Origin of the sequence: Curtobacterium poinsettiae, from assembly GCF_025677645.1 — a bacterium.
GTDB classification, from domain to species: domain Bacteria; phylum Actinomycetota; class Actinomycetes; order Actinomycetales; family Microbacteriaceae; genus Curtobacterium; species Curtobacterium poinsettiae_A.
The window spans coordinates 2,941,536-2,966,265 of record NZ_CP106879.1; the positions used below are offsets into that span (position 1 = coordinate 2,941,536).

Annotated in this window: 22 protein-coding genes; 8 read left to right on the forward strand and 14 right to left on the reverse strand. The window is 72.0% G+C overall.

The genetic code is table 11. The features are described from left to right. Window positions 1-187 precede the first annotated feature (187 nt). Window positions 188-1,330, forward strand: a complete 1,143-nt coding sequence (locus OE229_RS13975) for a glycosyltransferase family 4 protein (RefSeq protein ID WP_182065850.1) — start codon at window positions 188-190, stop codon at window positions 1,328-1,330. Window positions 1,331-1,343: 13 nt separating this feature from the next. Here OE229_RS13975 and OE229_RS13980 read toward each other — a convergent pair whose 3' ends face one another. The 6 genes from OE229_RS13980 to OE229_RS14005 all read right to left on the reverse strand — a co-directional run bounded on the left by OE229_RS13980 (window position 1,344) and on the right by OE229_RS14005 (window position 7,356). Next, window positions 1,344-2,111: a family 16 glycosylhydrolase gene (locus OE229_RS13980; RefSeq protein WP_262138539.1), complete on the reverse strand. Its 768-nt coding sequence runs from the start codon at window positions 2,109-2,111 to the stop codon at window positions 1,344-1,346. Between the two features lie 237 nt (window positions 2,112-2,348). Continuing rightward, entirely contained in the window at window positions 2,349-2,621 is a 273-nt protein-coding gene (locus OE229_RS13985) for a hypothetical protein (RefSeq protein WP_182065849.1), read from the reverse strand. Between the two features lie 40 nt (window positions 2,622-2,661). Further along, window positions 2,662-3,129, reverse strand: a complete 468-nt coding sequence (purE, locus tag OE229_RS13990) for a 5-(carboxyamino)imidazole ribonucleotide mutase (RefSeq protein ID WP_182065864.1) — start codon at window positions 3,127-3,129, stop codon at window positions 2,662-2,664. Window positions 3,130-3,183: 54 nt separating this feature from the next. Then, complete coding sequence (locus tag OE229_RS13995) at window positions 3,184-4,281, reverse strand: glycosyltransferase (RefSeq protein ID WP_262138542.1); 1,098 nt, start codon at window positions 4,279-4,281, stop codon at window positions 3,184-3,186. A gap of 60 nt (window positions 4,282-4,341) precedes the next feature. Continuing rightward, a complete protein-coding gene (locus tag OE229_RS14000; RefSeq protein ID WP_262138544.1) occupies window positions 4,342-5,997 on the reverse strand; it encodes a glycoside hydrolase family 6 protein in 1,656 nt (551 codons plus the stop codon). A 222-nt stretch (window positions 5,998-6,219) separates the two neighbouring features. Beyond that, window positions 6,220-7,356, reverse strand: a complete 1,137-nt coding sequence (locus OE229_RS14005) for a 5-(carboxyamino)imidazole ribonucleotide synthase (RefSeq protein ID WP_182065846.1) — start codon at window positions 7,354-7,356, stop codon at window positions 6,220-6,222. A 113-nt stretch (window positions 7,357-7,469) separates the two neighbouring features. Here OE229_RS14005 and OE229_RS14010 point away from each other — a divergent pair, with 113 nt between their 5' ends. Together OE229_RS14010 and OE229_RS14015 are read left to right on the forward strand one after the other, a co-directional pair. Continuing rightward, the gene (locus tag OE229_RS14010; protein WP_259579361.1) at window positions 7,470-7,958 is read left to right on the forward strand and encodes a GtrA family protein; all 489 of its coding nucleotides are present in this window, start codon (window positions 7,470-7,472) and stop codon (window positions 7,956-7,958) included. Between the two features lie 15 nt (window positions 7,959-7,973). Next, window positions 7,974-9,530: a DUF2142 domain-containing protein gene (locus OE229_RS14015; protein ID WP_259579364.1), complete on the forward strand. Its 1,557-nt coding sequence runs from the start codon at window positions 7,974-7,976 to the stop codon at window positions 9,528-9,530. Between the two features lie 298 nt (window positions 9,531-9,828). Here the strand turns inward: OE229_RS14015 and OE229_RS14020 are convergent, their stop codons facing one another. Together OE229_RS14020 and OE229_RS14025 are read right to left on the reverse strand one after the other, a co-directional pair. Continuing rightward, window positions 9,829-10,860 (reverse strand): lysylphosphatidylglycerol synthase domain-containing protein, encoded by a 1,032-nt coding sequence (locus OE229_RS14020; protein WP_182065843.1) that lies wholly within the window; start codon window positions 10,858-10,860, stop codon window positions 9,829-9,831. 111 nt (window positions 10,861-10,971) lie between these two features. Continuing rightward, window positions 10,972-12,834 carry an ArnT family glycosyltransferase gene (locus OE229_RS14025; protein WP_263344607.1) on the reverse strand — a complete coding sequence of 621 codons (1,863 nt, stop codon included), beginning with the start codon at window positions 12,832-12,834 and terminating at the stop codon, window positions 10,972-10,974. Between the two features lie 115 nt (window positions 12,835-12,949). Here OE229_RS14025 and OE229_RS14030 point away from each other — a divergent pair, with 115 nt between their 5' ends. Then, window positions 12,950-14,227, forward strand: a complete 1,278-nt coding sequence (locus tag OE229_RS14030; protein WP_259579377.1) for an acyltransferase family protein — start codon at window positions 12,950-12,952, stop codon at window positions 14,225-14,227. A 136-nt stretch (window positions 14,228-14,363) separates the two neighbouring features. After that, on the forward strand, window positions 14,364-15,308 hold the full coding sequence (locus OE229_RS14035) for a GH25 family lysozyme (protein WP_263344609.1): 945 nt from the start codon (window positions 14,364-14,366) through the stop codon (window positions 15,306-15,308). Between the two features lie 6 nt (window positions 15,309-15,314). On the opposite strand, the gene OE229_RS14040 is transcribed toward OE229_RS14035, so the two are convergent. Further along, complete coding sequence (locus tag OE229_RS14040; protein WP_259579381.1) at window positions 15,315-15,542, reverse strand: hypothetical protein; 228 nt, start codon at window positions 15,540-15,542, stop codon at window positions 15,315-15,317. A 129-nt stretch (window positions 15,543-15,671) separates the two neighbouring features. Further along, window positions 15,672-16,895: a polysaccharide pyruvyl transferase family protein gene (locus OE229_RS14045; RefSeq protein WP_259579383.1), complete on the reverse strand. Its 1,224-nt coding sequence runs from the start codon at window positions 16,893-16,895 to the stop codon at window positions 15,672-15,674. Window positions 16,896-16,942: 47 nt separating this feature from the next. On the opposite strand from OE229_RS14045, the gene OE229_RS14050 reads away from it, so the two are divergent. Then, window positions 16,943-18,145, forward strand: a complete 1,203-nt coding sequence (locus OE229_RS14050; protein ID WP_262127025.1) for a glycosyltransferase — start codon at window positions 16,943-16,945, stop codon at window positions 18,143-18,145. Here the strand turns inward: OE229_RS14050 and OE229_RS14055 are convergent. From OE229_RS14055 to OE229_RS14070, 4 genes are all read right to left on the reverse strand, one after another. Continuing rightward, window positions 18,112-19,530 (reverse strand): hypothetical protein, encoded by a 1,419-nt coding sequence (locus tag OE229_RS14055; protein ID WP_262138547.1) that lies wholly within the window; start codon window positions 19,528-19,530, stop codon window positions 18,112-18,114. The two genes, OE229_RS14050 and OE229_RS14055, sit on opposite strands and share 34 nt — an antisense overlap. 11 nt (window positions 19,531-19,541) lie before the next feature. Beyond that, a complete protein-coding gene (locus OE229_RS14060; RefSeq protein WP_259579387.1) occupies window positions 19,542-20,849 on the reverse strand; it encodes a UDP-glucose dehydrogenase family protein in 1,308 nt (435 codons plus the stop codon). Between the two features lie 69 nt (window positions 20,850-20,918). Further along, window positions 20,919-21,467 (reverse strand): PH domain-containing protein, encoded by a 549-nt coding sequence (locus OE229_RS14065; RefSeq protein ID WP_259579388.1) that lies wholly within the window; start codon window positions 21,465-21,467, stop codon window positions 20,919-20,921. Between the two features lie 4 nt (window positions 21,468-21,471). Then, complete coding sequence (locus tag OE229_RS14070) at window positions 21,472-22,272, reverse strand: biotin--[acetyl-CoA-carboxylase] ligase (RefSeq protein ID WP_259579390.1); 801 nt, start codon at window positions 22,270-22,272, stop codon at window positions 21,472-21,474. A gap of 74 nt (window positions 22,273-22,346) precedes the next feature. Here OE229_RS14070 and OE229_RS14075 point away from each other — a divergent pair, with 74 nt between their 5' ends. Both OE229_RS14075 and OE229_RS14080 read left to right on the forward strand, forming a co-directional pair. Then, on the forward strand, window positions 22,347-23,942 hold the full coding sequence (locus OE229_RS14075) for an acyl-CoA carboxylase subunit beta (RefSeq protein WP_071406413.1): 1,596 nt from the start codon (window positions 22,347-22,349) through the stop codon (window positions 23,940-23,942). Further along, window positions 23,942-24,247 carry an acyl-CoA carboxylase subunit epsilon gene (locus OE229_RS14080; protein WP_262138550.1) on the forward strand — a complete coding sequence of 102 codons (306 nt, stop codon included), beginning with the start codon at window positions 23,942-23,944 and terminating at the stop codon, window positions 24,245-24,247. Before OE229_RS14075 ends, OE229_RS14080 begins: the two co-directional genes overlap by 1 nt. The last annotated feature ends 483 nt before the right edge of the window (window positions 24,248-24,730 follow it).

A 24,730-nucleotide genomic window follows, 5' to 3' on the forward strand; every position in this document is an offset into this window, starting at 1 on the left:
CGGCTCTCGACCCGGAGGCGCGGGTCGGGTCCCGCACACCGCGGACCCGACCCGCGCCTCCTGTCCGACCACCGACCGCGCCCAGGGGGCGCCGGGACCACCCTGGTAGTGTCGGGCAGCCGAGCGCGGGGCCGGCCCTCGGCCCCCTGCCCACGGGTCCACGAACCACGACGAGGAGCACAGCACCATGACCACCCTCCACGTCATCGTCGACCAGATCGTCGCGCCCGTGCCGGGCGGCATCGGGCGCTACGCCGAGGAGCTCGCACGTCACCTCGTCGAGCACGCGCCGAGCGGCTGCGAGGTCGCGGGTGTGGTCTCCGCCGTCGGGTCCGACGAGATGGCGCACCTGCGGACGCTCCTGCCCGGGCTGTCCGACCTGCAGCGGCTGCCGCTGCCGCGTCGCGAGCTGTCGCTCGCCTGGCAGGGCGGGTTCGTGGGCGGCATCGCGAAGGGCATGGTGCACGCGCCGAGCGTGCTCGCACCACTGGTCAAGCACGACCGTTTCCAGGACCCGGGTCGGCAGACCGTGGTGACCGTCCACGACGTGGTGCCGTGGACCAACCCCGAGACGCTGACGCCGCGCGGCGTCCACTTCCACAAGGCGATGGTGAAGCGGGCGTGGAAGCACGCCGACGCCGTCGTGGTGCCGACCCACGCCGTGGCGGGGGCGCTGAACGAGATCCACCGGTTCGACGACCGGCTCCGCGTGATCGGCGGCGCGCCGAGCGGACGCCTCCGCCTGCCTGTCGACGCCGACCTGCGCGCCGAGCGCCTCGGCCTGCCCGACCGCTACGTGCTCGCGGTCGGCACGCTCGAACCGCGCAAGGCCCTCGCGTCCCTGATCGAGGCGATGGCCCACCCGGACGCCCCCGGCGACGTGCCACTGGTCATCTCCGGTCCGGACGGCTGGGGCGACGTCGACGTGTACGGCACCGCGGAGCGCGCGGGCCTGTCACGCGACCGGGTGAAGGTCCTCGGCCGCATCGACGACGCGGACCTCGCGGTGGTCTACGACCGTGCGACCGTGTTCGTGTTCCCCAGCCTCGCCGAGGGCTTCGGCCTGCCCGTGGTCGAGGCGATGAGCTTCGGCACCCCGGTGATCCACTCCGACGATCCCGCCGTGGCGGAGGTCGCCTCGGACGCCGGCGTCACCGTGGCACGGTCACCGCGGGAGTCCTACCCGGCACGGCTCGCACAGGCGGTCTACCAGGTCGTGAACGACCCGCACCTGGCCAGCCAGCTCGCCGTCGCGGGGCCGGACCGCGCACGCATGTACGACTGGTCCGACTCCGCCGCGGAGACCTGGCAGTTGCACGCCGACCTCTGACGGTCGGAGCGCGTCAGCCCTTGTACGTGTAGGTGCTGACCCAGTCGATGTACAGGTGACCGGCGTCGCCCCAGTCGCCCACCTGGAACATGTACCGGTGCGCGGTCTTCGGCACGTGGGTGGTGATCGTCTTGATCACCTTGCCGTCGAGGCGGTACCGCACGGACTTCCCGGGCACCCACTCGATCGAGTACGTGTGCCACGAACGCCACGAGACGCCGGTGCTCATGCTCGTCGCGTTGGCCTCCTGGCCCGCGATCATCGAGTGGTGGTGCAGCATCGGCTGCTGGTCGAAGTTGGCCTCGGGGTAGTCGATCTCCCCGTCGGCCCAGCGGTCGGACGACGGCCAGAGCATGAAGGCCGCGCCGTTGCCGGCACCGCCTGTGGCCTTGGCGCGGACGATGAACTTGCCGCCCTTGTGGCCCCAGGCTCCCGTCGGCGTGCCGAAGGTGCCGGCGGCGCCGTGCTTGCCGTCGAGCTTGACGTCCATGTACCCGTTGTGCGAGCTGATCTGCGAGCCCGAGTAGTACATGCCGCCCGTCCCGTCCGGGTACGGCTGCCACGAGTTCGCGTACTTCTTGGCGAAGGCGCCCTTGGCGCTCGCCGCGGTGCTGAACTGCTCGCGGAAGGTCTGCTTGAAGCTCCCGACGTCGCCGAGCGGTGCCGAGCTGGCGGTCGCTGCGGTCCCCTGACCGAGCGGTCCGGCGACGAGTGCTGCTCCGAGGAGCACGACGGCGAGTGCGGCCCTCCTGGTGGTGCGCTTCTGCATGAGGTCGGTCACTCCCTGACGTGACTGTTCGCACCCGTTCCCGTGGGTGCCGGGCGGTCGGATCTCGACTGCCCGGCGTTCACGGTAGTTGCTGTCCACAATCTGCGCCCGGGGGTTGACACGACTGCGCACCCCCAGTACACGGGTCTTGCGTGAGGATCAGCCGTCGGGCAAGAAGTCCTGGTCAGTGGGCGTGGCGTGGCATCCGCATCGTTCGGATCAGCCGCGCGTAGACGTCGCGTGGTGGGGTCAGGGCCGTGCGCGACGGCGTCGAGCGACCACGGCGACCACGACGGCGGCCACCACGGCGAGGACGGCGACGACCGCTGCGGCCTCGGCGACGTGGAGCGCCGCGAACCACGAGTCGAACTGCGACTTCGTCGCCACGACGTCCTGGCCCGCGCCACGGAACCACCCCGCCACGGGGTTCATCGGACCGGCCGCGCCCGCAGCGACCACGCAGACCACCGCGGCGACCACGGCGACCACGGAGAGGACGAGGACGGGGACGGCGCGGCGCATCCCGCTACCCTAGCGCGGCTCGGACCCCGCAGCGGCGACCTCATAGCGAGTCGCGGAGGCGCGCCGCCTTCTCCTCGACCAGGCGCTCGAGCCCGTCGGCGTAGTCGGTCAGGCGAGCGGCAACGGGCGGCTCCGAGGAGCCGATGATGCGCGCGGCCAGCAGACCGGCGTTGGCGGCACCGTTGATCGCCATCGTCGCGACCGGGATCCCCGCCGGCATCTGCACGATCGAGAGCAGCGAGTCGAGGCCGTCGAGACGCGCGAGCTGCACCGGGACACCGATCACCGGCAGCGTCGTCATCGAGGCCACCATGCCCGGCAGGTGGGCAGCCCCGCCGGCCCCGGCGATGACGACCCGGATGCCACGGTCGGCGGCGCCGCGGGCGAAGCGGGTCATCTTGTCCGGGGTGCGGTGCGCCGACACGACGTCCGCCTCGAACGGGATGCCGAGTTCGGTGAGGATGTCCGCCGCGGCCCGCATCGTCGGCCAGTCGGAGTCCGACCCCATGATGATCGAGACGAGCGGCTGTGCGGGTGCGGCGGTGGCGGTCACGCGACGAGCCTAGCCGAGCAGCACCCGTCGCCAGGTGTCGCCGTCACGGCCGATCGTGCGGTCCTCGGCGACCCAGCGCGCCGCCCCCTCGTCGGCCCGGCCACGGTCGACGGCGGTGCGGACGGCGTCCCGCCACGCCTGCACGTCGTCCGGTACGGCCACGGCCCCGTGGCCCCGTGCGACGGCGTAGGACGGACGGTCGGACACCACGGCCGGCAGTCCGAGCGCGGTGTACTCGAGGAACTTCAGGTCGCTCTTCGCTCGGTTGAACTCCTCGTCGCGGAGCGGCGCGACGCCCGCCCGCCAACGCTCCCGGTGCGCCACGAGCCATCGGGAGAACGCCGGGTAGTGCCCGTCTGGGACCTCGACCCGGCGGAACCAGTCGGCGCCGCCTTCCTCGGTCACCCCGATGACCTCGAGCCGGATCGGGGTGCCGTCGGCGGTGGCGAGGTCGGCGAAGACGCCACGCAGGAGCTCGAGGTCCGCGGCGTGGGTGAGCGTGCCCATGTACAGCACCCGGTGCTCCCCCGCGGGCCGCTCGTCGTCCTCCGCCGGTGCGCCGGCAGTCCAGATCGCCGGGTCGAGGGCGTTCGGCACGACGACGACGTCCCGCGCGACCGGACGGACCACGTCGGCGAGTTCGGGCGTGCTCACGACGACGGTGTCGGCACCGCGCACCAGGGCGTCGATCGAGGCGAGCCGGTCGGGGTCGTACTCGGCGCGGGCCAGACGCGCGCGTCCGGACTCGGTGAAGAAGTCGTCGTCGACCTCGGCCACGACACGGATGCCCCGGGAGGCGGCGGTTGCCAGGAAGGGCTGCACACCGTCCCGGGGAAGGATGTCCCGCTGCACCAGGAGCGCGGCGTACGGCGTCTGGTCGGAGCCGTCGACGAACGCTACCGGATCGACCTGACGCACCTCTGCCGTGCCGGTCGCCGCCAGGTGCTCGGTGCGGCGGACGACACGGACGTGTGCCGAGGCCGGGTGGGCGCCCCCACCACCGGCGACGACGTACCCGAGGACGGGCAGGGGCGCCGGCTGCGGTGGGGCCCCGGCGACGGCGCGGCGCAGGCGTCGGGCGGCCCGGCGGACGAGATCACGCGGCATGCCCCCATCCTCTCGCATGCCTCGCAGCGTGCGAGGTCACTCGCGAACGGTGCCGCCGCTTCAGCGCACCGTCACCGTCCGACACGGCGACGCCCTGCGGTCCGCTCCGCTCCCGGTGTTGTGGACGATCGCGCAGACGATGTGCTTGCCGGCCGCCGCTCGGACGGTGCCCGAGAAACCGTGCGACGCACCGGAGCCCCAGGTCGCGTCCACGTCGGCGCGCTTGCGGCCGGCGTCCAGCGACGTCACCCGCTTGCCGTCGACGGTGATCGCCACCCGGCTCGCCGAGGCCACCGCGTCGCCGTCGAACGCCCAGCCGCGCACCGCGATGCCCCGGGTCGCGGCCGTGGCGGACTCCAGTGCGGCGTACGGGTCGTGCCGGTACGCGCGGACGGTCGAGCACCCGAGCGGGGTGTCCGAGCCCGCGCCGATGTTCACCGCGGTGACGCAGACGCGGCGAGCGCCGGCCGCTGCCGGCACGACGGCGTCGAAGCCGTGGGTCGCACCGACGCCGGAGCGTGCGTCGACGTCGGGCCGGTCGAGGCCGGCGGTGGTGACGCCGGCCGAGACACCGTCGACGGTGGCACGGACCCGCACGGGCTGCGTGGGGTCGTCCTCGTCGTAGGCCCACCCGGACACGCGGACGCCGCCGCCGGCCCCGGCGACGGTCTCGAGCGTGCCACGGGGCGTCAGGTCGGCGGCGGCCACACCCAGGCGTGCGTTCGCGACGAGCGCCTGCGCGTAGGTCGAGAACCACTTGCCGGCGGCCGGGGCCCCGTTGCAGGTGCCGTCGCTCGCGCCGGGGGTCTTGACCCACAGCAGGGCGTCGAGCGCCGTGCCGTCGGACACCACCCGGGGCGAGGTGCCCAGCCCGGCGCCCGGCCCGTTGCACCAGGTGCCGCGCCAGCCCTGCCCGTTGCGCGAGGTGTCGATCACGTAGTGCGACCCCCCGGTGGCGGCGGACACCTTCTGCGCGTACGCCTGCTCCTGCGCGGTCGGGTAGTAGTTCGCGACGTTCGTGAAGAACCCACGGGCCTGCTGCACGCCCGCACTGTTCAGCCGCGACGCCATCAGCGCGGGCTGCACCCAGTTCGAGTTGCCGGCATCCAGGTAGGCGGGGACCCCGGCGGCGGTCAGCCCGGCGACGGTGCGCGACAGGATCCGGTAGCGCTGCTCGTCGAGCGCGGTGCTGCACGCGGCGTTGCTGAGCATCGCGAGGGAGTCCGGTTCGACGATGACCGCCGCGCGGTGCCCGGCGAGCGCCGCGGTGACCTGGTCGACCCAGGCATCGTAGGACCCCTCGTCGAAACCGCCGGCGGAGTACCCGCCGCAGTCACGGTCGGGGATCGCGTAGAGCACGAACACGGGGGTGGTGCCGGACTGCTCGGCACCGGTGAGGGCGGTGCTGATCGTCTTGGTCAGCTGCGTCCCCTGGCTCCAGTCGCCGAGCCAGGTGGCGACGGGGTAGCCGGCGATCTTCGCCGCCGCAGCAGCCCCGGCCGGGTCGGTGGCGGCGAGAGCGGCCTGCGCCTTCGCGGCCTCGCTCGTGGGCGACCGGTACGGCCCGGCGCCGTAGAGCGACGCCGACGTGGCCGAGCGGATGGTCGAGGCCGAGGTCGCTGCGGAAGCGGTCGCGGTCGGCAGCAGGCCGGCGACGGCTGCGACGAGGGCGACGGTTGCACCGAAGACGGCGGCACGACGCGGACGGCGGCGCATGGAGACTCCCTGGACGGTGGGCACGGACTGTTCCAGGGGAACACGCGCTCCCGGCCCCCGCCAGCCTCCCGAGCGGGTGCCACCCGATGGGGTGTCCGCAGAGCGACCGACGAGTGTGTCCCGCACGATCGACGGACGGGAGGCCCGTGGCGGCGTCGCCACGGGCCTCCCGTCCGTCAGCCGGTCACGTCGCGGACGCGACCCGGTGTGGCGGACACCGTCTCAGTCGTCGAAGTGGGCCGCGGCGGCGCGGGCGCGGTAGACGACGTCGTCGACGTCGTCGCCGAGCACCGTGACGTGCCCGATCTTCCGGCCGGGCCGCGGGGCCTTGCCGTAGAAGTGGTACTTCGCCTCGGGGAACGCTCGGAGCGCTGCGGGGTACCGGGCGGCGAGGTCGCCGTCTGCGGGTCCGCCGAGCACGTTGACCATGACGGCCGCGGGGGCGAACGATCCGGTGGCTCCGAGCGGCAGGTCGAGGACGGCCCGCAGGTGCTGCTCGAACTGGCTCGTCGTGGCGCCGTCGATCGTCCAGTGCCCGGTGTTGTGCGGACGCATCGCGAGCTCGTTGATCAGGATGCGCTCGTCGTCGGTCTGGAACAGCTCGACCGCCAGCACACCGGTGACACCGAGTTCCTCCGCGATGCGGACGGCGATCGACTCGGTCAGGTCGGCGACCCGGCCGGCGCTGTCCGGGGCGGGTGCGATGACCTCGGCGCAGACCCCGTCGCGCTGCACGGTCTCGACGAGCGGCCAGGCGACCACCTGCCCGGAGGGACGGCGTGCCACGGACTGCGCGAGCTCGCGGGTGAAGGGGACGAGCTCCTCGACCAGGAGGGCCTGGTCGCCGCCGGCCTCGGCCACGGCGATGAACCAGTCGTCGACGTCGGACGCGTCGGAGACGACCCGGACGCCCTTGCCGTCGTACCCGCCCCGCGGCGTCTTGACGACGGCACGGCCACCGTGGTCCGCCAGGAACGCGCGGAGTTCGTCGGGCCCGTGCACGGCGGCCCAGTCGGGCACCGGCAGCCCGAGTTCGCTCAGCCGGCGACGCATGGTGATCTTGTCCTGGGCGACGGCCAGCGCGTCCGGTCCGGGGTGGACCGACACACCCGCGTCGACCAGGCTGCGCAGGACGTCCTGCGGCACGTGCTCGTGGTCGAAGGTCACGACGTCGACCTGTCGGGCGAACTCGAGCACCGTGTCGGCATCGTGGTAGTCGCCCTCCGCGGTGGCGGCGATCGCGGCGGACATGCCCGGTCCCTCGGCGAGCACCCGGATGTCGACCCCGAGTTCGACCGCGGCCGGCACCATCATCCGTGCCAGCTGCCCTCCACCGATGACCCCGACGCGCAACGCCATGCTGTGTGATCCTTCCGGCGCTCCCATCGTGCGGTGGGAACGCGTTGTCTACAATCGCTGTTCGGGTCGCGCTCTGCACGACCGGTCACAACTCTACGGATCCTGGAGGGCTCGTGCGGCGCCTCATCGCCCAGCTGGCACGCTTCGGCGTCGTCGGTGCCGTCGGCTTCGTCGTGGACACCACGGTGTTCAACGTGCTGCGCATCACCGTCCTGGACCCCGAGGACGTCCACTCGGGACCGTTCTGGGCGAAGGTCATCTCCACCGTCGTGGCGATCTTCGTGAACTGGATGGGCAACCGGTACTGGACGTTCCGCGAGCAGCGTCGCGCCGTGGCCACCCGCGAGGGCGTCGAGTTCGTCGTCGTGTCGCTCGGCGGCATGGTCATCGCGCTCGCCTGCCTCGGGGTGTCGCACTACGCGATGGGGCTCACCTCGGTGCTCGCCGACAACGTCGCGAACGTCATCGGGCTCGTGCTCGGCACGGTCTTCCGGTTCTGGCTCTACAAGGTCTGGGTCTACCACCCCGAGCGCACGGCCACGCAGCCGGCCGCCGCCGACGAGTCGGTGTCCAACGGGCCGCGGGTCCCCCACGACGCCTGACCTAGGATCGGTGGGGTGACGGCCGAGACGACCACCACCCCCACCCCACCCCGCACCGCGCGCTGGGAACGTGTCGCGATCGCGGTGGTCACGGCGACCTTCGGGCTCTGGCTGGTGGCGTGGGCGTTGCTCGTCCCGGTGTTCGAGGCCCCGGACGAGACCGCGCACATCGACGCCGCCGTGCACGTCGCCCTCGGTGACGCGTGGGCGGCCCCCGGCGAGCTGCACGTCACCAACGCCGTGCAGGCCGCGAAGGTCGAACAGGCGACGAAGCCGTCCGACGAGTGGTCGACGGTGAGCGAGCTGCTGCAGAACACCCCGGGACCCTCGGCGACGGTCAACCAGATGACCCAGCACCCGCCGACCGCCTACCTGGCCGGGGCCGCCGTGCTCCGGGCCGTCGACTTCGGCGAGCTCCGATGGGACCACGCGTTCATCGCCCTCCGTCTGGCCGACGTGCTGGCCGTCACCGCGCTCCCCCTGCTCGCCTGGGCGTCTGTGCGCCGGGTGACCCGCAGCCCTCGCGCCGCGCTGATCGGGGCCCTCGCCGTGTTCGCGACGCCCGAGCTCGCGTCCATCGGCTCGTCGTTCTCGAACGACGCCCCGGTGCTGCTGGTCGCCGGGATCGTCGTCTGGCTCGCCACCCGCCTGCTCACCGGCGACACCCGCTGGCGCACCACGATCGCACTGGCGGTGGCCCTCGGTGCCCTGGTCTGGGTCAAGGGCACCGGGTTGCCGGCGGTGCCGTTCGTCGCGGTGGTGGTGCTGTTCGCGGGTGCGGGGGTGCTCTCCCTGCGGCACCGGATCGTCCGCACGGTCGTCACGATGGCGGTCTCCGGCGGCATCGGTGCCTGGTGGTGGCTGCACAACGTCGTCTCGTACGGTCGGATCCAGCCGAACGGCTACACGGCGATGCGGCCCCCGAAGGACTTCCCGCCCGGCGAGAGCCCCACGCTCGGACACTTCCTCGACGTCAGCTGGGGCACCCTGTCGCGCACGTTCTGGGGCAGCTTCGGCGGTCGGGCCCAGGTGACCATCGGCGACCTGCTCACCGCCGTCCTGACCCTGGTCGCCCTCGTGGTGCTCGTCGGCTGGGCGTTCCGCCGGGGTCCGGACCTGCGGGTGGCACTGTGCCTCGCGGTGTTCCCGGCGCTGCTGATCGGCATCCAGAACCGCACGAGCGCGCACTCGTACCTCACCACCACCGAGGTCGCCGCCACCCAGGGCCGGTACTACTTCCCCGCGATCATCTGCCTGATCGTGCTGAGCGCGCTCGCGTGGCGACGACTGGTGCCCTCCGGACACGCACGCTCGTGGGTCGCGGTGGCACTGGCCGTGCTGCTGCCCGCGGTGGGTGTGTACGGGTTCGCGGTGGCGTCGGCCTGGTTCTGGAACGCCGCCCTGTTCCCGGTGACGGGCCGCGGACTGCTGCGGTACTCCGAGATCGGGCCCGTGCCGCCCGCGGTGCTCGTCGTCGTCGTGGCCCTGGTCGCGGTGGGGCTCGTCGCGTCGGTCGTGCAGGTCGCGCGCGCCGACCGCCGCGCACTCGCGGCGACGGTTCCCGTCCGCTGACACGCCCGGCCCCGGAGCGCCGGGTCGGCACGACGTGCCACAGGCGCGGCCTGGAGGGGTCGCGAACCGTCGGCAGGCGCGGGCTCAACCGACACTTCGTGACCCCTCGGCGGACGGCGCGCGGCGCGCGGCGTGGGGTGGACGTCCCACGCGACGGACGGGAGGCCCGGTGCCAGCTGGCACGGGCCTCCCGTCCGTCGTCACGCGCGACCGGTGCCCCACTCCGTGAGCAGCAATGGTCGGGTTGGTCATCCGGACCCGACCATTGCTGCTCACGAAACGCCCTGAGCGACGCGCGTCAGGCGGCGGGCACGCCGCCCTCGACCGCTGAGGCGTCGTCGGTCGGGCGGTTGCGCCGGAACCACGTGGGTGCCGCGGCGCAGAGCAGGAAGAGTCCGTCGACCGCCAGGCTCCAGATACGGGTGACCACGACCACCACGAGGGCGACCGGCACCGGCATCACGAGCGCCAGCAGGAGGGCCTGCACGCCCTCGCGGACGCCGAGCCCGCCCGGAGCGAAGACGGCCAGCATGCTGATCGCCGAGGCCATGCTCGCCGCACCGATCACGAACGCCGCGTCGGAGAGCTTCAGCGACGGGTACACCGCCAGCGTGATGAAGTAGTAGGCCGTCCCGGAGAGCACCGCGCCGGCGACGTACAGCCCGGCACCGCCGAGCACCGTGCCGAGGTTCGGACGGACGTCGGCCTCGAGCGGCTTGCGACGCAGGATCTTCAGCGCGATGCCGATCAGGAACACGAACACGCGCGGGATCAGGCAGACGACGCAGCCGACGAACGCCGCGATCATCAGGACGATCAGCCACGGGTCGAGGTCGTGCGTCCGCGGGTCGATGAGCAGCAGCACGAGCGCCAGGGCCAGGGTGGCGGCGATCTGCAGGGCACCCTCGAGCAGGCCGCTCACACCGAGCCGCGCCTTCGAGACGCCGTGCTTCGAGGCGAAGTAGACCTTGCCGATGATCCAGGTCGCGGCGCCGGGGATGTAGCGGCCCATCCACGACTTCGCGTACACGTACGTCAGGGTGACGCCGCTGCCCTTGAGCCCGGTGGCACCGAGCCGTCGCAGCAGGTAGAACCAGATCCCGACGCCCCAGTAGCGGAACCCGAGGCTGATCACGGTCGCGACGACCACCCAGGACCACTGCCAGTCGAGCCCGGCGAGCTGTCCCCAGTCGACGCCACGCAGGTACAGCACGAGGAACACCGCGAGCAGGACGTAGAAGACGATGGGGATCGCCTTGCCGAGGAACCGTCGTCGCTTCGACGGACGCTTCCCCTCGGGCGCGGGGGTGTCGCTGGTGCTTGCGGACAAACGGGTCTCCTGCTCAGGTCACGGGCTCAGGTCATGGTAGACGGTGGGGCGTGCCGCTCCCTGCGGTGCTGCTGCGGGGAGCGGGTCGCGGGCACGGTCACCGGTCGAGCGTCACCGGGCGAGCTTGACGATCTGCACGCGGCAGGGGATCTCCGGGTCGGTGGAGCGGTCCGCGCTGCACGAGATCGTCGCGTTGTACGTGCCGACCAGCTTGCCGGCCACCGAGTAGTCGCGCGCCGGGGCGGTCGCCGGGTCGAACTGCACGAAGTACTGCACGCCCTCGTCGATGAACAGGTTGCGCATCGCGTCCGAGTGGTAGGTGTAGCCCTGACCTGAGCGACCGTACACACGCGTGTCGGTCAGGAACGCGAGCGAGGAGAGCGAACGGTAGTTCGAGCCGATGACGGTGGCGTCCTCGGGCAGCGCGCCGCTCGCCCGGATCTGGTCGGCGAGCCGGACGATCTCCGGCACGTCGGTCGGCCCGAACACGCGCAGCGCCTCGGTGCGGTTGACCGACGGGTAGAACGGCGCCGGGGACCCGAACCAGTTCTGCGTGTACGAGGCGATCGGCACGACCGCGATCGCGACGCACGCCACGATCGTCCGGACGACACCCCGCCGGCGCACCAGCCGCCAGACGGCCGGCAGCATGAGCGCCCCGATCATCGCCGTCAGGTAGAACAGCGGCCAGTAGTACCGGGCGTTGCCGCCGCCGCTCGACGACGACGTGATCATGCCGTAGCCGACGAAGTACACAAGGGTCGTCGCCGCGACGATGCAGGTGAACGCGTAGCGGCGGAACCGCACGACACCGATGACGAGGGCTGCCGCGAAGAGCAGGGCGATCGGCGCCGCGAACGGGGCGAAGGTGCTGATCTTCTGCAGGTAGTACGGCAGAGCGAGCATGCGCTCGTGCAGGTAGTACCCGGCGCGGGCGGCGATGCCGGACTCCTTCGTGACCTTCGGCGCGGTGTCCTCGGTGGTCGACTGCGTGGGCGGCGGCACCACGGCGGGGTCCGGGTTGTCCATCGGGCCCTGCTTGTAGACCGACGGGGTGAAGTCCTCGTTGGGCGAGAAGGCGTGGTCGTTGGGCGGGACCGGCAGGAACGGCCAGTCCGTGGCACGGCCGCCGTCGTCGAACTTCGAGCCGATGTTGACCGACAGCGACGACCCGAGCGTCACCGTGCCGTACTTGACGGTCAGCGCGCCGACCCACGGGGCGATCACGACGGCGAACACGACGATCGTGGTGACCGGGGCCGTCCACCAGTGCCGGACGGGCTCACGGCGTCGGCGGGCGGACCAGACGCGCAGCAGCAACCAGAGGATCACGGCACCGACGGCCACCGGCAGCAGGAAGAGCTTGGTGAAGTACCCGAGCGCCGCGACGACGCCGAGGACCGCGCCGGAGACGACCCGCGCGCGCGTCGAGCCGTGCAGCGCCTGGTCGGCCCACCGGAGCGCCCAGAGGAACCCGACGACCCACGCGACGACGAGCAGGTCCGGGGTCTGCACCGACACCGCGCTCATCAGGGCGGGGATCGCGGTGACCATGAAGAGCACGGCGGGGACGATGCGGTGGTTCTGTGACCAGACGAGCCACCCGCCGATGCCGAGCACGACGGCCACGGCGAAGCAGTTCACGATCGCGAAGGCCGTCTGCATGCCGAGGCCGAGGGCGATGAACGGCGCCATCATCCACGAGACCAGCGGCGACCAGTACGCGTTGATCGCGTCGGGCAGCCAGCCGTTCGCGTACTCGCGCGCGATGCCCATGTAGGAGATGCCGTCGACGTTCGTCACGCCGAGGCGGTTGTGGTACGCCACGGCGGCGCTCAGGGCGACCCCGATCACCACGAGGACGCCCAGGATCAGGGGCGCGACGACGTGCCGGTACCGTCGCGCACCCGCCCCCGAACGCCGCCGTGCGGGCTCGTGGGTTGCCTGATGTGCTGCGGTCGTCGTCACGGTCACGTGCTTCATCATGACATCCGTTCGCTTGTCGGACCGCACCGAGGCGGATCGCGAGCCCCGCTCGGCGTGTGGGAGACTGCCGGGGACCCCGCTCCGACCACCTCGAGGACGTTCGTTGGCCACCGAAACCCGCGCAGCCGAATCCGCAGCCGAACCGACGACGGCCGCTCCCCGCGCAGGGGGTCGGCTCGAGTTCCCGTACCTGGACGGGCTCCGCGGTCTCGCCGCCCTGGCCGTGGTGTTCTACCACGCGTACCTCTTCACCGGGACGACCGGCACCGGGCCCACCGAACTGCCGTGGCTCCGACCGTTCATCGGGTGGGGCTACCTCGGCGTCCCGCTGTTCATCGTCCTGTCCGGCTACGTCCTGATGCTGCCCGTCGTGACCCGGTTCGACCGCTACCGGCTGCCCGGCGGCTTCTGGAAGTTCATCTGGCGCCGCGCCCGACGGATCATCCCGCCGTACTGGGCGTCGCTCGTCGTCTTCGCGCTCATCATCCTGTTCGTCCCGGTGATGGGGCAGCCCGGCGGCACCCAGTGGGACACGAAGCTCCCGATGGGCTGGGGCACCTTCCTCACGCACTTCTTCCTGGTGCACGACTTCTTCCCGCAGTACATCGGCAAGATCAACGGCCCGATGTGGACGGTCGCCGTCGAGTGGCAGATCTACTTCCTCATGCCGCTGCTGATCCTGCCGCTCTGGAAGGTCTTCGGTGGGTGGGCGACCGCGTCCTCGCTGGTCCTCATCGGCATGTGGATGGGCTCCGAGAGCCGCTACTCGTGGATGCACCCGTGGTTCGTCGGCCTCTTCGCGGTCGGCATGCTCGCGGCCGAGCTCACGGTGAAGGCCCGTGACGAGCACCTGACCGGCAAGCTGAACACCTCGAAGCTCGGCGGGCCGCGGTGGCAGAGCGGCGTGTTCGTGGCCGCGATGTTCGTGGGCATGCTCCTCGTCTTCTTCCGCAACCGCGACTACTGGCAGCACCAGACCTGGCCGTCCGAGGTCGTCCTCGGCATCTTCGCCGGCATCCTGCTGACCTGGATGGGGCGCAAGGCGGTCACCGGGCAGCACACCTGGCTCGCACGGTTCTTCGCCTGGAAGCCCTTCGTGCTCGCCGGCCTCGTGTCGTACACGATCTACCTCTTCCACAGTCCGTTGCTCGGACTCGGCAACCTGCTGCTCCTGCCGATGGGCCTCTACCCGAAGTGGCAGTTCCTGATGATGGTCTTCGTGGTGATCCCGATCACCCTGGCGATCTGCGTCGGCATGTGGTGGCTCGTGGAGCGCAACTTCCTGAACCGCCGGCAGAAGCACGCCACCCGCGAGGTCTCCTCGCGGGGTCGCCTGCCCGAGGTCGAGACGGACGACGAGCGCACCCGCACCGACCGCTAGCCCCGACAGGGGACGCTGCGGTCGACGCCGTCCGGGTGCGTCTGACGGACAGGTGTCGCCGAGGCCGGGTAGCATCGCCCGGACCGCGGCGTGGGAGATCAGGCCCACGGCATCTCGACAGGGAAGACGAGACCACATGCGCGCACCCATCAGCAGGATCCTCGGGCTCGGCACCGCTGCCGCCGTCGCCGGGGCCATCACCTTCGGCAGCGGCCCGGCGGTCGGCGCGACCGCGACGGAACCCGCCGACACCGGCCAGCAGCTCTCCATCGCCGAGATGGACCGCACCGGTAACCACACGATGGGTGCCGGCATCGCCGCCCACGCCGGTGAGACCCACGTGACGACCTCCCCCGACGCGACCTCGGGCGGCGGGGTGAGCGCACAGTCCCTCAGCTCGTCGGCCGCTGCCGCCGCCGCAGGCGGGCCACCCCCCGGCCGGGTGCAGGGCTTCGACATCAGCGCGTGGCAGCCGAGCGTCAACTTCCTGCAGGCCTACCGCAACGGCGCCCGGTTCGTGTACGTGAAGGCGACCGAGGGCACCTCGTACGTCAGTTCCACCTACAAGCAGCAGTACGCCACCGCCAAGCAGCGCAACCTGTACCGCGGCGGCTACGTCTACGCACAGCCGAGCCAGGCCAGCGGCGCCGCGACCGCGAACTACTTCTTCGCCCACGGCGGCCAGTGGAGCAAGGACGGCAAGACCCTGCCACCGCTGCTCGACATCGAGTACGGCAGCGCTGCCCAGGGCACCTGCTACGGCAAGTCGTGGTCGTCGATGCGGAGTTGGATCAAGGACTTCAACAGGACCGTCGTCACCAAGACGGGCCGGTACCCCGCGATCTACACCACGACCGACTGGTGGAAGCGCTGCACGAACAACAGCAACCAGTTCTCGAAGAACCCGTTGTTCGTCGCGATCTACCCGGTGAAGAACTTCACCACCCCCGGCACCCTCGGACGCAGCTGGTCGAAGTGGACCTTCTGGCAGTGGGCGGCCAGCGGCACGCTCCCCGGGGACCAGGACGTCTACCGCAACGACATCACGTACCTGAAGCGCTTCGCGTCCCGGACGAGCTGACGCCGGTCAGGGATGTGGGTGCGACCGACGGCCCTGCCACCAGCCGACGGCGAACAGCACCGCGCCGACGAGCAGGAACGGCCCACCCGCGAAGACGAGGAACGCCGCGCCGAACGGGAAGCTCCCGCCGGTCGCGGCGGACACGGTCAGGATCAGCGCCCCGGTTCCGGAGACGGCTCCGCCGAGGGCGGCGGTGACGCCGCCGGCGATGGTGAGGGCTCGACGTTCGCTCATGTCGTCAGCCTAGGGGCGCGCCCCCGGCGCTCCGCCACCACGAACGGACAGGAGGCCCGTGGCGGTGTCGCCACGGGCCTCCTGTCCGTCACGGGCGCGCGTTCGCACCCGCCGTGTCAGCGCACGGTGTCAGCGGACGTCGCGCGTCGCCTCGGCGAAGTCGGCGTCGAGGGCGGTCGCCATGCGGGCCACGCCCTGCGCGAGCTGCGCGCGGACCGCGTCGCGGTCCGCGTCGAGCGCCTCGAGCTGCGCCGTGACGTCGTCGACGAACGTGGGCTCGAGTGCGGCCTCGATCGGCTTCGAGTAGGCCTGCTGGCCCATCTGCTCGAAGAACAGCCGACCCTTGTCGACGTAGTAGAGGACCGCGGCGGGGACCCCGGCGATGGTCGCGACGATCGCCGAGTGCAGGCGGCTCGCCAGGAACAGGCGGCTGCGCGACATCAGCCCGGCGTACTCGGACGGCGAGAACTCGTCGGCCTCGACCACGTGGGTGCGGTCGGCGTGCCGCATCAGCGCGATGACCTCGCGGGCGAAGGCGGCGTCGCCCTCGGACGCCTCCATGTGCATCGGGTAGAACACGACGTCGGCGTCCCAGCGGTCGATCACACGATCGGCGAGGTCGGCGACGGCCTGCCGGTAGGTCACGAGCTTGTCGCTGTCGACACCGGTCTGGCGGAAGCGCTTCGGCAGGAACCGGAACGGGATCCAGCCGCTGCGCTTGTAGTGGAACCAGCGACGGACGCCGAAGCCGATCGAGCCGTCGAGCCGCTCGGCGGTCAGGCCGGTGGTGCGCTCGAGCCGCTCGAGCACGTCCGCGTCGGGCGGGGTGACTGTCCCGACGACCGCGGGGTCGAAGGACGACACGATCGGCGTCGTCACGCCCCAGGACAGGAGCTTCTCGCGGGACTCGTCGTCGCGGACGGCGAACGCGCTGCAGAGGTCGACGGTGGCGCGGATCAGGCGCTTGCTGACCCCGGCGGTGGTCGGGCCGATGCCCTGGAACGCCCCGACGAGGTTCTTGTTGACCGCACGGACGAGCAGCATCTTGCCGAACCAGTACACGAGGCCGAGCTTGTTCGTGTAGTCCTTCAGGATCTCGCCGCCACCCCAGAGCACCACGTCGGCGCCGCGAGCGGCACGGAGCAGGGCGAAGAGGTCACCGATGCCGGTGCTGTACGGGGAGACCGGCAGGAACCGGATCCCGAACCACGCGGCGTCCCGCTCGGGGTACTGGGACAGGGAGACGATCTCGGCGTCCGGCCACCGGCGGCGGACGAGCTCGACGTTGCCGGCGAGGATCGCCCGGTCCCCGCGGTTGTGGGGCGAATCGCTATTGTGGATCAGTACGCGCACGGGGTGAGAGCCTACCGGACCGTCCCCGCCAGCCCCGGAAAGGCACGATGTCCCGCACCACTCGCTCCGCCCGCTCCCGCCAGGACCGCCCCCGCCTGCTCGTCCTGGGCTCGACGTTCCCGGCCCGTCCGGACGACGGCGTGCCGGCGTTCGTGCTCGACCTCGCCCACCAGGAGGCCACCGAGTTCGACACCCTCGTGCTCACCCCCCGCGTCCCCGGTGGCGCCGCGAAGGAGCGCATCGGCGAGGTCGCGGTGCGCCGCTACCCGTACTTCCCGCGTCGTTTCGAGGACCTGGCCGACGGCGCGATCCTCGACAACCTCAAGGAGCGGCGCTCCCGCATCGTGCAGGTGCCAGCGCTGGTGCTCGCGCAGTACCTGGCCGTGCGGCGCGTGGTGCGCTCCGCGAGGCCCGACGTCATCCACGCGCACTGGGCCATCCCGCAGGCCCTCGTCGCGACGCTGGCCGCCCCGGGCGTGCCCGTCGTCGTGACGACCCACGGCGGGGACATCTACGCGCTCCGTGCGGCTCCCCTGGTCCGGCTCAAGCGCTGGATCTTCGGACGGTCGGCGCACGTCACCACCGTGAACTCCGAGATGCGCGAGCGCCTGACCGAGTGGGGCGTCCCCGAGTCGCGCTCGACGGTGATCCCGATGGGTGTCGACCTCGGCCCGGCCCGCGACACCCGCGCCCGCGTCGCGCCGCAGGAGCACCACGTCGTCGCGGTCGGTCGTCTGGTCGAGAAGAAGGGCTTCGGCAACCTGGTCGAGGCACTCCGCGGCCTGGGCGACGACGTGCCCTGGCGGCTCACCGTCGTCGGCGACGGCCCCTACCGCGCCCAGCTCGAGCAGCAGGCGGCGGGGCTGCCGGTGACGTTCCTGGGCCAGCGGGGCCGCACCGAGGTGCTCGAGACCCTCGCCTCGGCCACCGTCGTCGCGGTGCCGTCGATCCCCGCGGCGAACGGCGACCAGGAGGGCCTGCCGGTCACCCTGCTCGAGGCCGCGGCGGTCGGGGCCGCGATCGTGGCGAGCGACCTGCCGGGCATCCGGGACGTCGTACAGGACGACGAGTCCGGCGTGCTCGTGCCCCCGGGGGACGTCTCGGCACTCCGCACGGCGCTCCGGCGGGTGCTCACCGACGACGCAGCGCGCTCCCGCTACCAGGAGCAGGCCGTCGTCTCGGCTGCGGAGTTCTCCACCGAACGGATCGGCGAGCGCTACCGGGCGGTGCTGCGCGCGGCCATCGCGTAGAGCACCACGACGGCCGCGGCGCACACCGCCGCGGCCGAGGACGCCAGCACGACGACGGTGCCGGAGTGGCCCACGAGCTCGGACCCCGCGGTGTCGACGAGCGACCAGGTCGGCACGACGGCCGCCAGTGCCCAGGCCAGCGCGGCCCACGTGCCGACCCGGCCCCAGGCGAGGAACCCCGCCGACATCGCCAGAGCGATCGGCACCAGGACGGTGAGCGTGTAGCGGTTCAGCGGCGCCCCACCGCCGGCGGCGTAGCGGATCTCGACGACGACGAACAGCACGGTGACGACCACGAGCATCGCGACGACGAGCCGGCGCGACCACCGGTCGTCATCGGCCGGGGCCCAGGGCCGCAGGCGACGCGCCGCCAGGGCGGCCACGAACAGCAGGACCGGCAGGAGCAGGAGCACCCACGGCAGCGGTGACGCGATGGGGAGTGCGCCGCGGAAGAGCGCGAAGAGCTGACGCCAGAACCCCAGCATCGAGACGACCTCGACCTCGGAGTAGTGCGGCCGGGGCGTGTACCCGGGCCACGCGGTCGGCCGACCGCTGAACGAGCCGGTCAACGCCTGGTTGCGGAGCCAGAACCACCCGGACGCCACGGCCGCGGCGGCGAGGGGCACCGCGGCGACCAGGACACGGGCCCCGAGCCCCCGCAGGCGACCGAGCCGCACCGTCCGGGACAGCGCGAACGCGACGACGATCGCCACGAGCCAGAGCGCGAACGTCAGTCGCGTCGTCATCCCGGCGGCGGCGACGAGTGCTCCCCCGACCGCGAGCCCCGGGCCCACTCCGGAGCGGAGCGCCGCACCGGCCACCCCGCACGCGAGGGCGCAGGTCAACGCCGCCAGCGAGTCGTTGTAGACGACACCACCCTGCACCACGAGGACACTGGTGGACGCGGTGACGACGGCGACGGTCGCGGGCAACCGCACGACGCCCGGGAAGCAGCGTGCCGCCGCCCACGCCGCACTCGGCACGACCGCGGCGGCGAACACGGCGTTGACCAGCCGACCGAACACGACCGCCTGCACCGGGTGGCCGGCGTCCACGAGCGGTCCGACCACCGGGGCGAGCAGGACGTAGTACAGCGGCGGGTGCTGGGCGACCCACTGCACGGGAGGCGTCCCGCCGAAGCCCGGCCGGAAGCGGATGCCGTCGAGCAGCACGGGCAGCTGCCCGTTCCACACCCGCAGCACGTAGTCCACGTGCGCGGACTCGTCGACGCTCGCGAGCGGCATCGACGAGAACGTCCGTGCCACCGAGGCGGTCAGGACGAGCAGCGTGGCGGCGAGGACGACCGGTGTCGCCCAGTCCCGGCCGCGGAACCCCGTGGTGAGCAGCGCGTGGACGCGGTCGGAACGCCGGGGGTGCCGCCGCACGTCAGGCGACGTCAGCGTCCCATGCCGCGGTACGTGAAGCCGGCGGCGGTCCACGCGTCGCGGTCGAGGCAGTTGCGGCCGTCGATGACGACGGGCGACGCCACGAGTGCAGCGGCGGCGGACGCATCGAGCTCGCGGAACTCGGTCCACTCGGTGAGCACGAGCACGAGCTCCGCCCCGCCGAGCGCCTCGGCCGCGCTCTCGACGTAGTCGAGCTCGGGGTGCACGCGGCGGGCGGTGACGACGGCCTCGGGGTCGTACGCCGAGACGACGGCGCCGAGTTCGTGCAGGCGGGCTGCGATGTCGAGGGCCGGCGAGTCGCGCACGTCGTCGGAGTTCGGCTTGAAGGCCAGGCCCAGCACCGCGACACGCTTGCCACTGACGACCCCGCCGAGCAGCTCCTGCGCCAGCTCGACGACGTGGGCGCGACGTCGCAGGTTCGTGGCGTCGACGTCGGCCAGGAACGCCAGGGACTCCCCGACCCCCAGCTCGTTCGCCCGCGCCTGGAACGCACGGATGTCCTTCGGCAGGCAACCGCCACCGAAGCCGAGGCCGGCGTTCAGGAACTTGCGGCCGATGCGGGCGTCGTGACCGATCGCGTCCGCGAGCGCCGTGACGTCGGCACCGGCGACCTCGGCGATCTCGGCCATCGAGTTGATGAACGAGATCTTGGTCGCGAGGAACGCGTTGGCGCTGATCTTCACGAGCTCGGCGGTGGGCAGGTTGACGACGAGTCGGGGCGTGCCGGCGGACAGCGCCTCGGCGTAGACCTCGTCGAGGGCGGCGACGGCCTGCTCGCCGGCCTCGCCGTCCGGCACGCCGTAGACGAAGCGGTCCGGCGCGATGGTGTCCTGCACGGCGAAGCCCTCACGCAGGAACTCGGGGTTCCAGACGAGCGTGGCACCGGGGACGGCTTCGCTGACCTCAGCGGCCAGCCGTGCGGCGGTACCGACGGGCACGGTCGACTTGCCGACGACGAACTCGCCGGCGGACAGGTGCGGGGTGAGCGCGGCGACGGCGGCGTTCACGTAGGTCAGGTCCGCAGCACCGGTCGGACCCTGCGGGGTGCCGACGGCGAGGAAGTGCACGCGGGCACCGGCGACCTCGGCCATGTCGGTGGTGAAGCGGATCCGACCGGACTCGAGGGCCTCGGTCAGGATCTCGGGCAGGCCGGGCTCGAAGAAGGGGGCCTCGCCCGCGGCGAGCCGCTCGATCTTGGTGGGGTCGACGTCCACGGCGACGACCTCGTGTCCGAGTTTGGCCATGGAGGCGGCGTGCACGGCACCGAGGTAGCCGCAGCCGATCACTGAGATACGCACGTCGAAGAAGGTACCGGTTTCTCGCCGAAGTCTCATCACGGCGCCCGCAGCGACGCTCGCAGCGCCCGGTCAGGCCCGCACGTCGCCCCACGGCGGACGGTCCGGTCCGCCGACGATCTCGTCCCAGTCCGGCTCACGGTGCCGACGCCTGGCCTCGTACGCCTCCACCAGGTCGTGCAGGACGGCGACGACGAGGTCGGCGTGCGGCACGTCTGCGAGCACCACCGCGGGGTCGTCCCCGGGGAACACGAGCACGTCGCCGGAGCGGAACAGTCCCTGCAGCCCGCGGCGCCGTACCGTGACGTCGTAGCCGCGGGAGTGCAGGAGTTCCCGTCGGGTACGCGTGCCGAGTCCGTTGACCACGACCAGGCGACGGGTGGTGACGACGTACCGCTCCGACATCCAGCGGAACAGCGGGACGGCGCCGCCGAACACGACGAGCACCACGACGACGAGCGCGACGACGGCGTTCAGCCACGCCAGCTGTGCCTGGAACACGCCGAAGCCGAACCCGCCGGCCGCGGTGACGAGCACGACGAACACCGCCGGGCGCACCAGCCGACGGGCGTGCGGTCGCAGGCGTGCGACGACACGTTCGGGCGGGGGCTCGACGGTCATGCCGTCATGCATACCGCAGGTGGGTGACGTCCCCCACCGCGACGCCCCTGGTGACGCCCGCCTGGTCCCGGATCGTGATGCGGCCGGCGTCGTCGATGCCGGTTGCGTCGGCCTCCTCGACGGTGCCGTCCGGCAGCTCGAGGCGGATGCGGCGACCGATCGTCCCACACGCGGCGCGGACGTGGGACCGGACCGTCTCAGCGGCTGGACCACCCGTGACCAGGCCGGCCACCGCCTCCAGGACGGACCGCAGGAAGGCGGCCAGGACCGCGTCGGCCAGGGCGGGTGCGTCGTCGACCGCGCCGGCGAGCAGGAGCGAGGTGGACGTCGGGGTGGGCAGTCGATCCGTCGGGATCGTCAGGTTCACGCCGGCCCCGACCACGACGCTGCCGTCGTCGGCGACCTGGCAGAGGATCCCGCACACCTTGTCCCCGGCGACCTGCACGTCGTTCGGCCACTTCACGACGACGTCGGCGCCGGCGGGGAGCACCGACGCGATCGCGTCGCGCATCGCCGCCCCGGCGACCAGCGGCAACCAGCCGCGGTCGTGGTCGTCCAGGTCCGCACGGACGAGCACGCTGGCGGCGAGCGTCTCACCGGCCGGAGCGGTCCAGGTGCGGTCCAGCCGGCCCCGACCCGCGGTCTGGTGCAGGGTGACGACGACGCTGCCGTGCTGCTGCTCGGGGGCGGCGGCGAGCAGGTCCGCGTTGGTGGACCCGGTCTGGGCGGGAGCGGTGATCGTCGCGCCCGCCGACCGGACGGCCGCGCTGGTGGCGGGGAACGACGGCGACGGGGATGTGGACATGCACGCAAATGTACGGGCAGGAACCGTGGGGGTCCTCCAACCGGCACCGTCCCACCCGCCGGTAGGGTGAGCGGGTGACTTCAGGAGACACCCCCGATCTGTCGACGACGGCCGGCCGACTGGCCGACCTCCGCGACCGGTACCACGAGGCCGTGACCGCCGCGGGCGAATCCGCCATCGCCAAGCAGCACGCGAAGGGCAAGGGCACCGCGCGCGAACGCATCGAGCAGCTGCTCGACGAGAACTCCTTCGTGGAGTTCGACGAGTTCGTGCGGCACCGCACCACGTCGTTCGGCATGGACGCCAAGCGCCCCTACGGTGACGCGGTCGTCACCGGCGTCGGCACGATCCACGGCCGCAACGTCGCCGTCTACGCGCAGGACTTCACGGTCTTCGGCGGGTCGCTCGGCGAGGTCGCCGGCGAGAAGATCATCAAGGTCATGCAGCACGCGCTGAAGACGGGCGTGCCGATCATCGGCATCCTCGACTCCGGCGGCGCCCGCATCCAGGAAGGCGTCGTCGCCCTCGGCAAGTACGGCGAGATCTTCCGCCTGAACACGCAGGCGTCCGGGGTCATCCCGCAGCTGTCGATCGTGATGGGCCCGGCGGCCGGCGGTGCCGTGTACTCCCCCGCCCTCACCGACTTCGTCATCATGGTCGACAAGACCAGCCACATGTTCGTCACCGGCCCCGACGTCATCAAGACCGTCACGGGCGAGGACGTCGGCTTCGAGGAGCTCGGCGGCGCCCAGACGCACAACGCGGTCTCCGGCGTGGCCCACTACCTGGCCGAGGACGAGACCGACGCGCTCGACTACGCGCGCTCGCTCATCGGGTTCCTGCCGGACAACAACCTGTCCGACCCGCCGGCCTACGACGTCGCCCCCGAGCTCGAGACCACCGACGCCGACCACGAGCTCGACCTCGTGATCCCGGACTCGACGAACCAGCCGTACGACGTCACCACGATCATCGAGCACATCGTCGACGACGGTGAGTTCCTCGAGGTCCAGCCGCTCTTCGCGCCGAACATCCTGATCGGCTTCGGCCGGGTCGAGGGCCGCACGGTCGGCATCATCGCGAACCAGCCGCAGGCGATGGCCGGCACCTTGAACATCGACGCCGGCGAGAAGGCCGCCCGCTTCGTTCGGTTCTGCGACGCGTTCGGCATCCCGATCCTGACCCTGGTGGACGTGCCCGGCTACCTGCCCGGCACCGACCAGGAGTGGACCGGCGTCATCCGCCGCGGCGCGAAGCTGCTGTACGCGTACGCCGAGGCCACCGTCCCGCTCGTCACCGTCATCACCCGCAAGGCCTACGGCGGCGCGTACATCGTGATGGGCTCGAAGCAGCTCGGTGCCGACATCAACCTGGCGTGGCCGACCGCCGAGATCGCCGTCATGGGCGGCCAGGGTGCCGTCAACATCCTGTACCGCGCCGAGATCAAGCGCGCCGAGGAGTCCGGCGAGGACGTCGCCGCGGTCCGCACGAAGCTCGCGAACGAGTACACGTACAACGTCGCGTCCCCGTACCTGGCGGCCGAGCGCGGTGAGCTCGACGGCATCATCCAGCCGCACGCCACCCGGGTGTCGGTCATCAAGGCCCTCCGGTCGCTGCGGGGCAAGCGCGCCACGCTGCCACCGAAGAAGCACGGGAACATCCCCCTCTGATGGAACCGGTCGAATCGCCGCGCACGGGATCATCACGGTCCCGCGGCCTGATGGGTCGCCACGCAGCAGCCGTGCCCTCGGACGAACCGGCCTCGGTGGCGGACGTCCGGGTGGTCTCCGGCGACCCCAGCCCCGAGGAGCTCGCCGCCGTCGTGGCCGTCCTGCAGCGGCAGGCCGACGAAGCCGCAGCGGCCGGACGCGCCGCCGTGGTCGTCGAGCCTCGCACGGGGTGGGACGCCGCGGCCCGCGGACTGCGCCGCCCGCTCGACCACGGACCGGGCGCCTGGGGCCGATCGCTCCGCTGATGTACCCCTGGTGCGCAGGCGTCCGAGAACGGTCGCAGGGCGTACTTCCCGGTCGGTATCCCCTCACTCGGGGGACACGATCAGCGGATGCGGACCGGAAACGCCGGAATTGTCCCCCATAATGACGACTGACATGCAACACGGGTGTGGGCATAGTTGGTGGTGTTCGGTGTCCTTCAACGAAAGACATCGCAGGTCGGTGGCCGACTAGGGTACGAAGCCACCGTCCGCTGCGAGGCAGGGCGACATTCGGGTTGTCGCTCAGCCTCGGGTCGTGAACGGGCCGGTCGGCATCCGACCGGCCCGTTCCCCGTCCCCGGGGCGTGTCGCCGGTGCGGGCGGGCGCAGGTGCGGCTGGCCAGGGCGTGGACGGAGCCGATGCGGAACGACGCCGTCGACGTCGTCCGACGACGACGCGGTCGCTTCCGTGCGCGCGCCAGCCCGGCGCTCCCACGTGACGGCCGGGAGGCCCGTGGCGATGCC

Excerpts from the sequence above, each read along its gene's own strand:
- OE229_RS13975 (WP_182065850.1), top strand. The coding sequence starts at position 188 with ATGACCACCCTCCACGTCATCGTCGACCAGATCGTCGCGCCCGTGCCG.
- OE229_RS13985 (WP_182065849.1), bottom strand. The coding sequence starts at position 2,621 with ATGCGCCGCGCCGTCCCCGTCCTCGTCCTCTCCGTGGTCGCCGTGGTC.
- purE (WP_182065864.1), bottom strand. The coding sequence starts at position 3,129 with ATGGGGTCGGACTCCGACTGGCCGACGATGCGGGCCGCGGCGGACATC.
- OE229_RS13995 (WP_262138542.1), bottom strand. The coding sequence starts at position 4,281 with ATGCCGCGTGATCTCGTCCGCCGGGCCGCCCGACGCCTGCGCCGCGCC.
- OE229_RS14000 (WP_262138544.1), bottom strand. The coding sequence starts at position 5,997 with ATGCGCCGCCGTCCGCGTCGTGCCGCCGTCTTCGGTGCAACCGTCGCC.
- OE229_RS14005 (WP_182065846.1), bottom strand. The coding sequence starts at position 7,356 with ATGGCGTTGCGCGTCGGGGTCATCGGTGGAGGGCAGCTGGCACGGATG.
- OE229_RS14035 (WP_263344609.1), top strand. The coding sequence starts at position 14,364 with ATGCGCGCACCCATCAGCAGGATCCTCGGGCTCGGCACCGCTGCCGCC.
- OE229_RS14040 (WP_259579381.1), bottom strand. The coding sequence starts at position 15,542 with ATGAGCGAACGTCGAGCCCTCACCATCGCCGGCGGCGTCACCGCCGCC.
- OE229_RS14050 (WP_262127025.1), top strand. The coding sequence starts at position 16,943 with ATGTCCCGCACCACTCGCTCCGCCCGCTCCCGCCAGGACCGCCCCCGC.
- OE229_RS14065 (WP_259579388.1), bottom strand. The coding sequence starts at position 21,467 with ATGACCGTCGAGCCCCCGCCCGAACGTGTCGTCGCACGCCTGCGACCG.
- OE229_RS14070 (WP_259579390.1), bottom strand. The coding sequence starts at position 22,272 with ATGTCCACATCCCCGTCGCCGTCGTTCCCCGCCACCAGCGCGGCCGTC.
- OE229_RS14080 (WP_262138550.1), top strand. The coding sequence starts at position 23,942 with ATGGAACCGGTCGAATCGCCGCGCACGGGATCATCACGGTCCCGCGGC.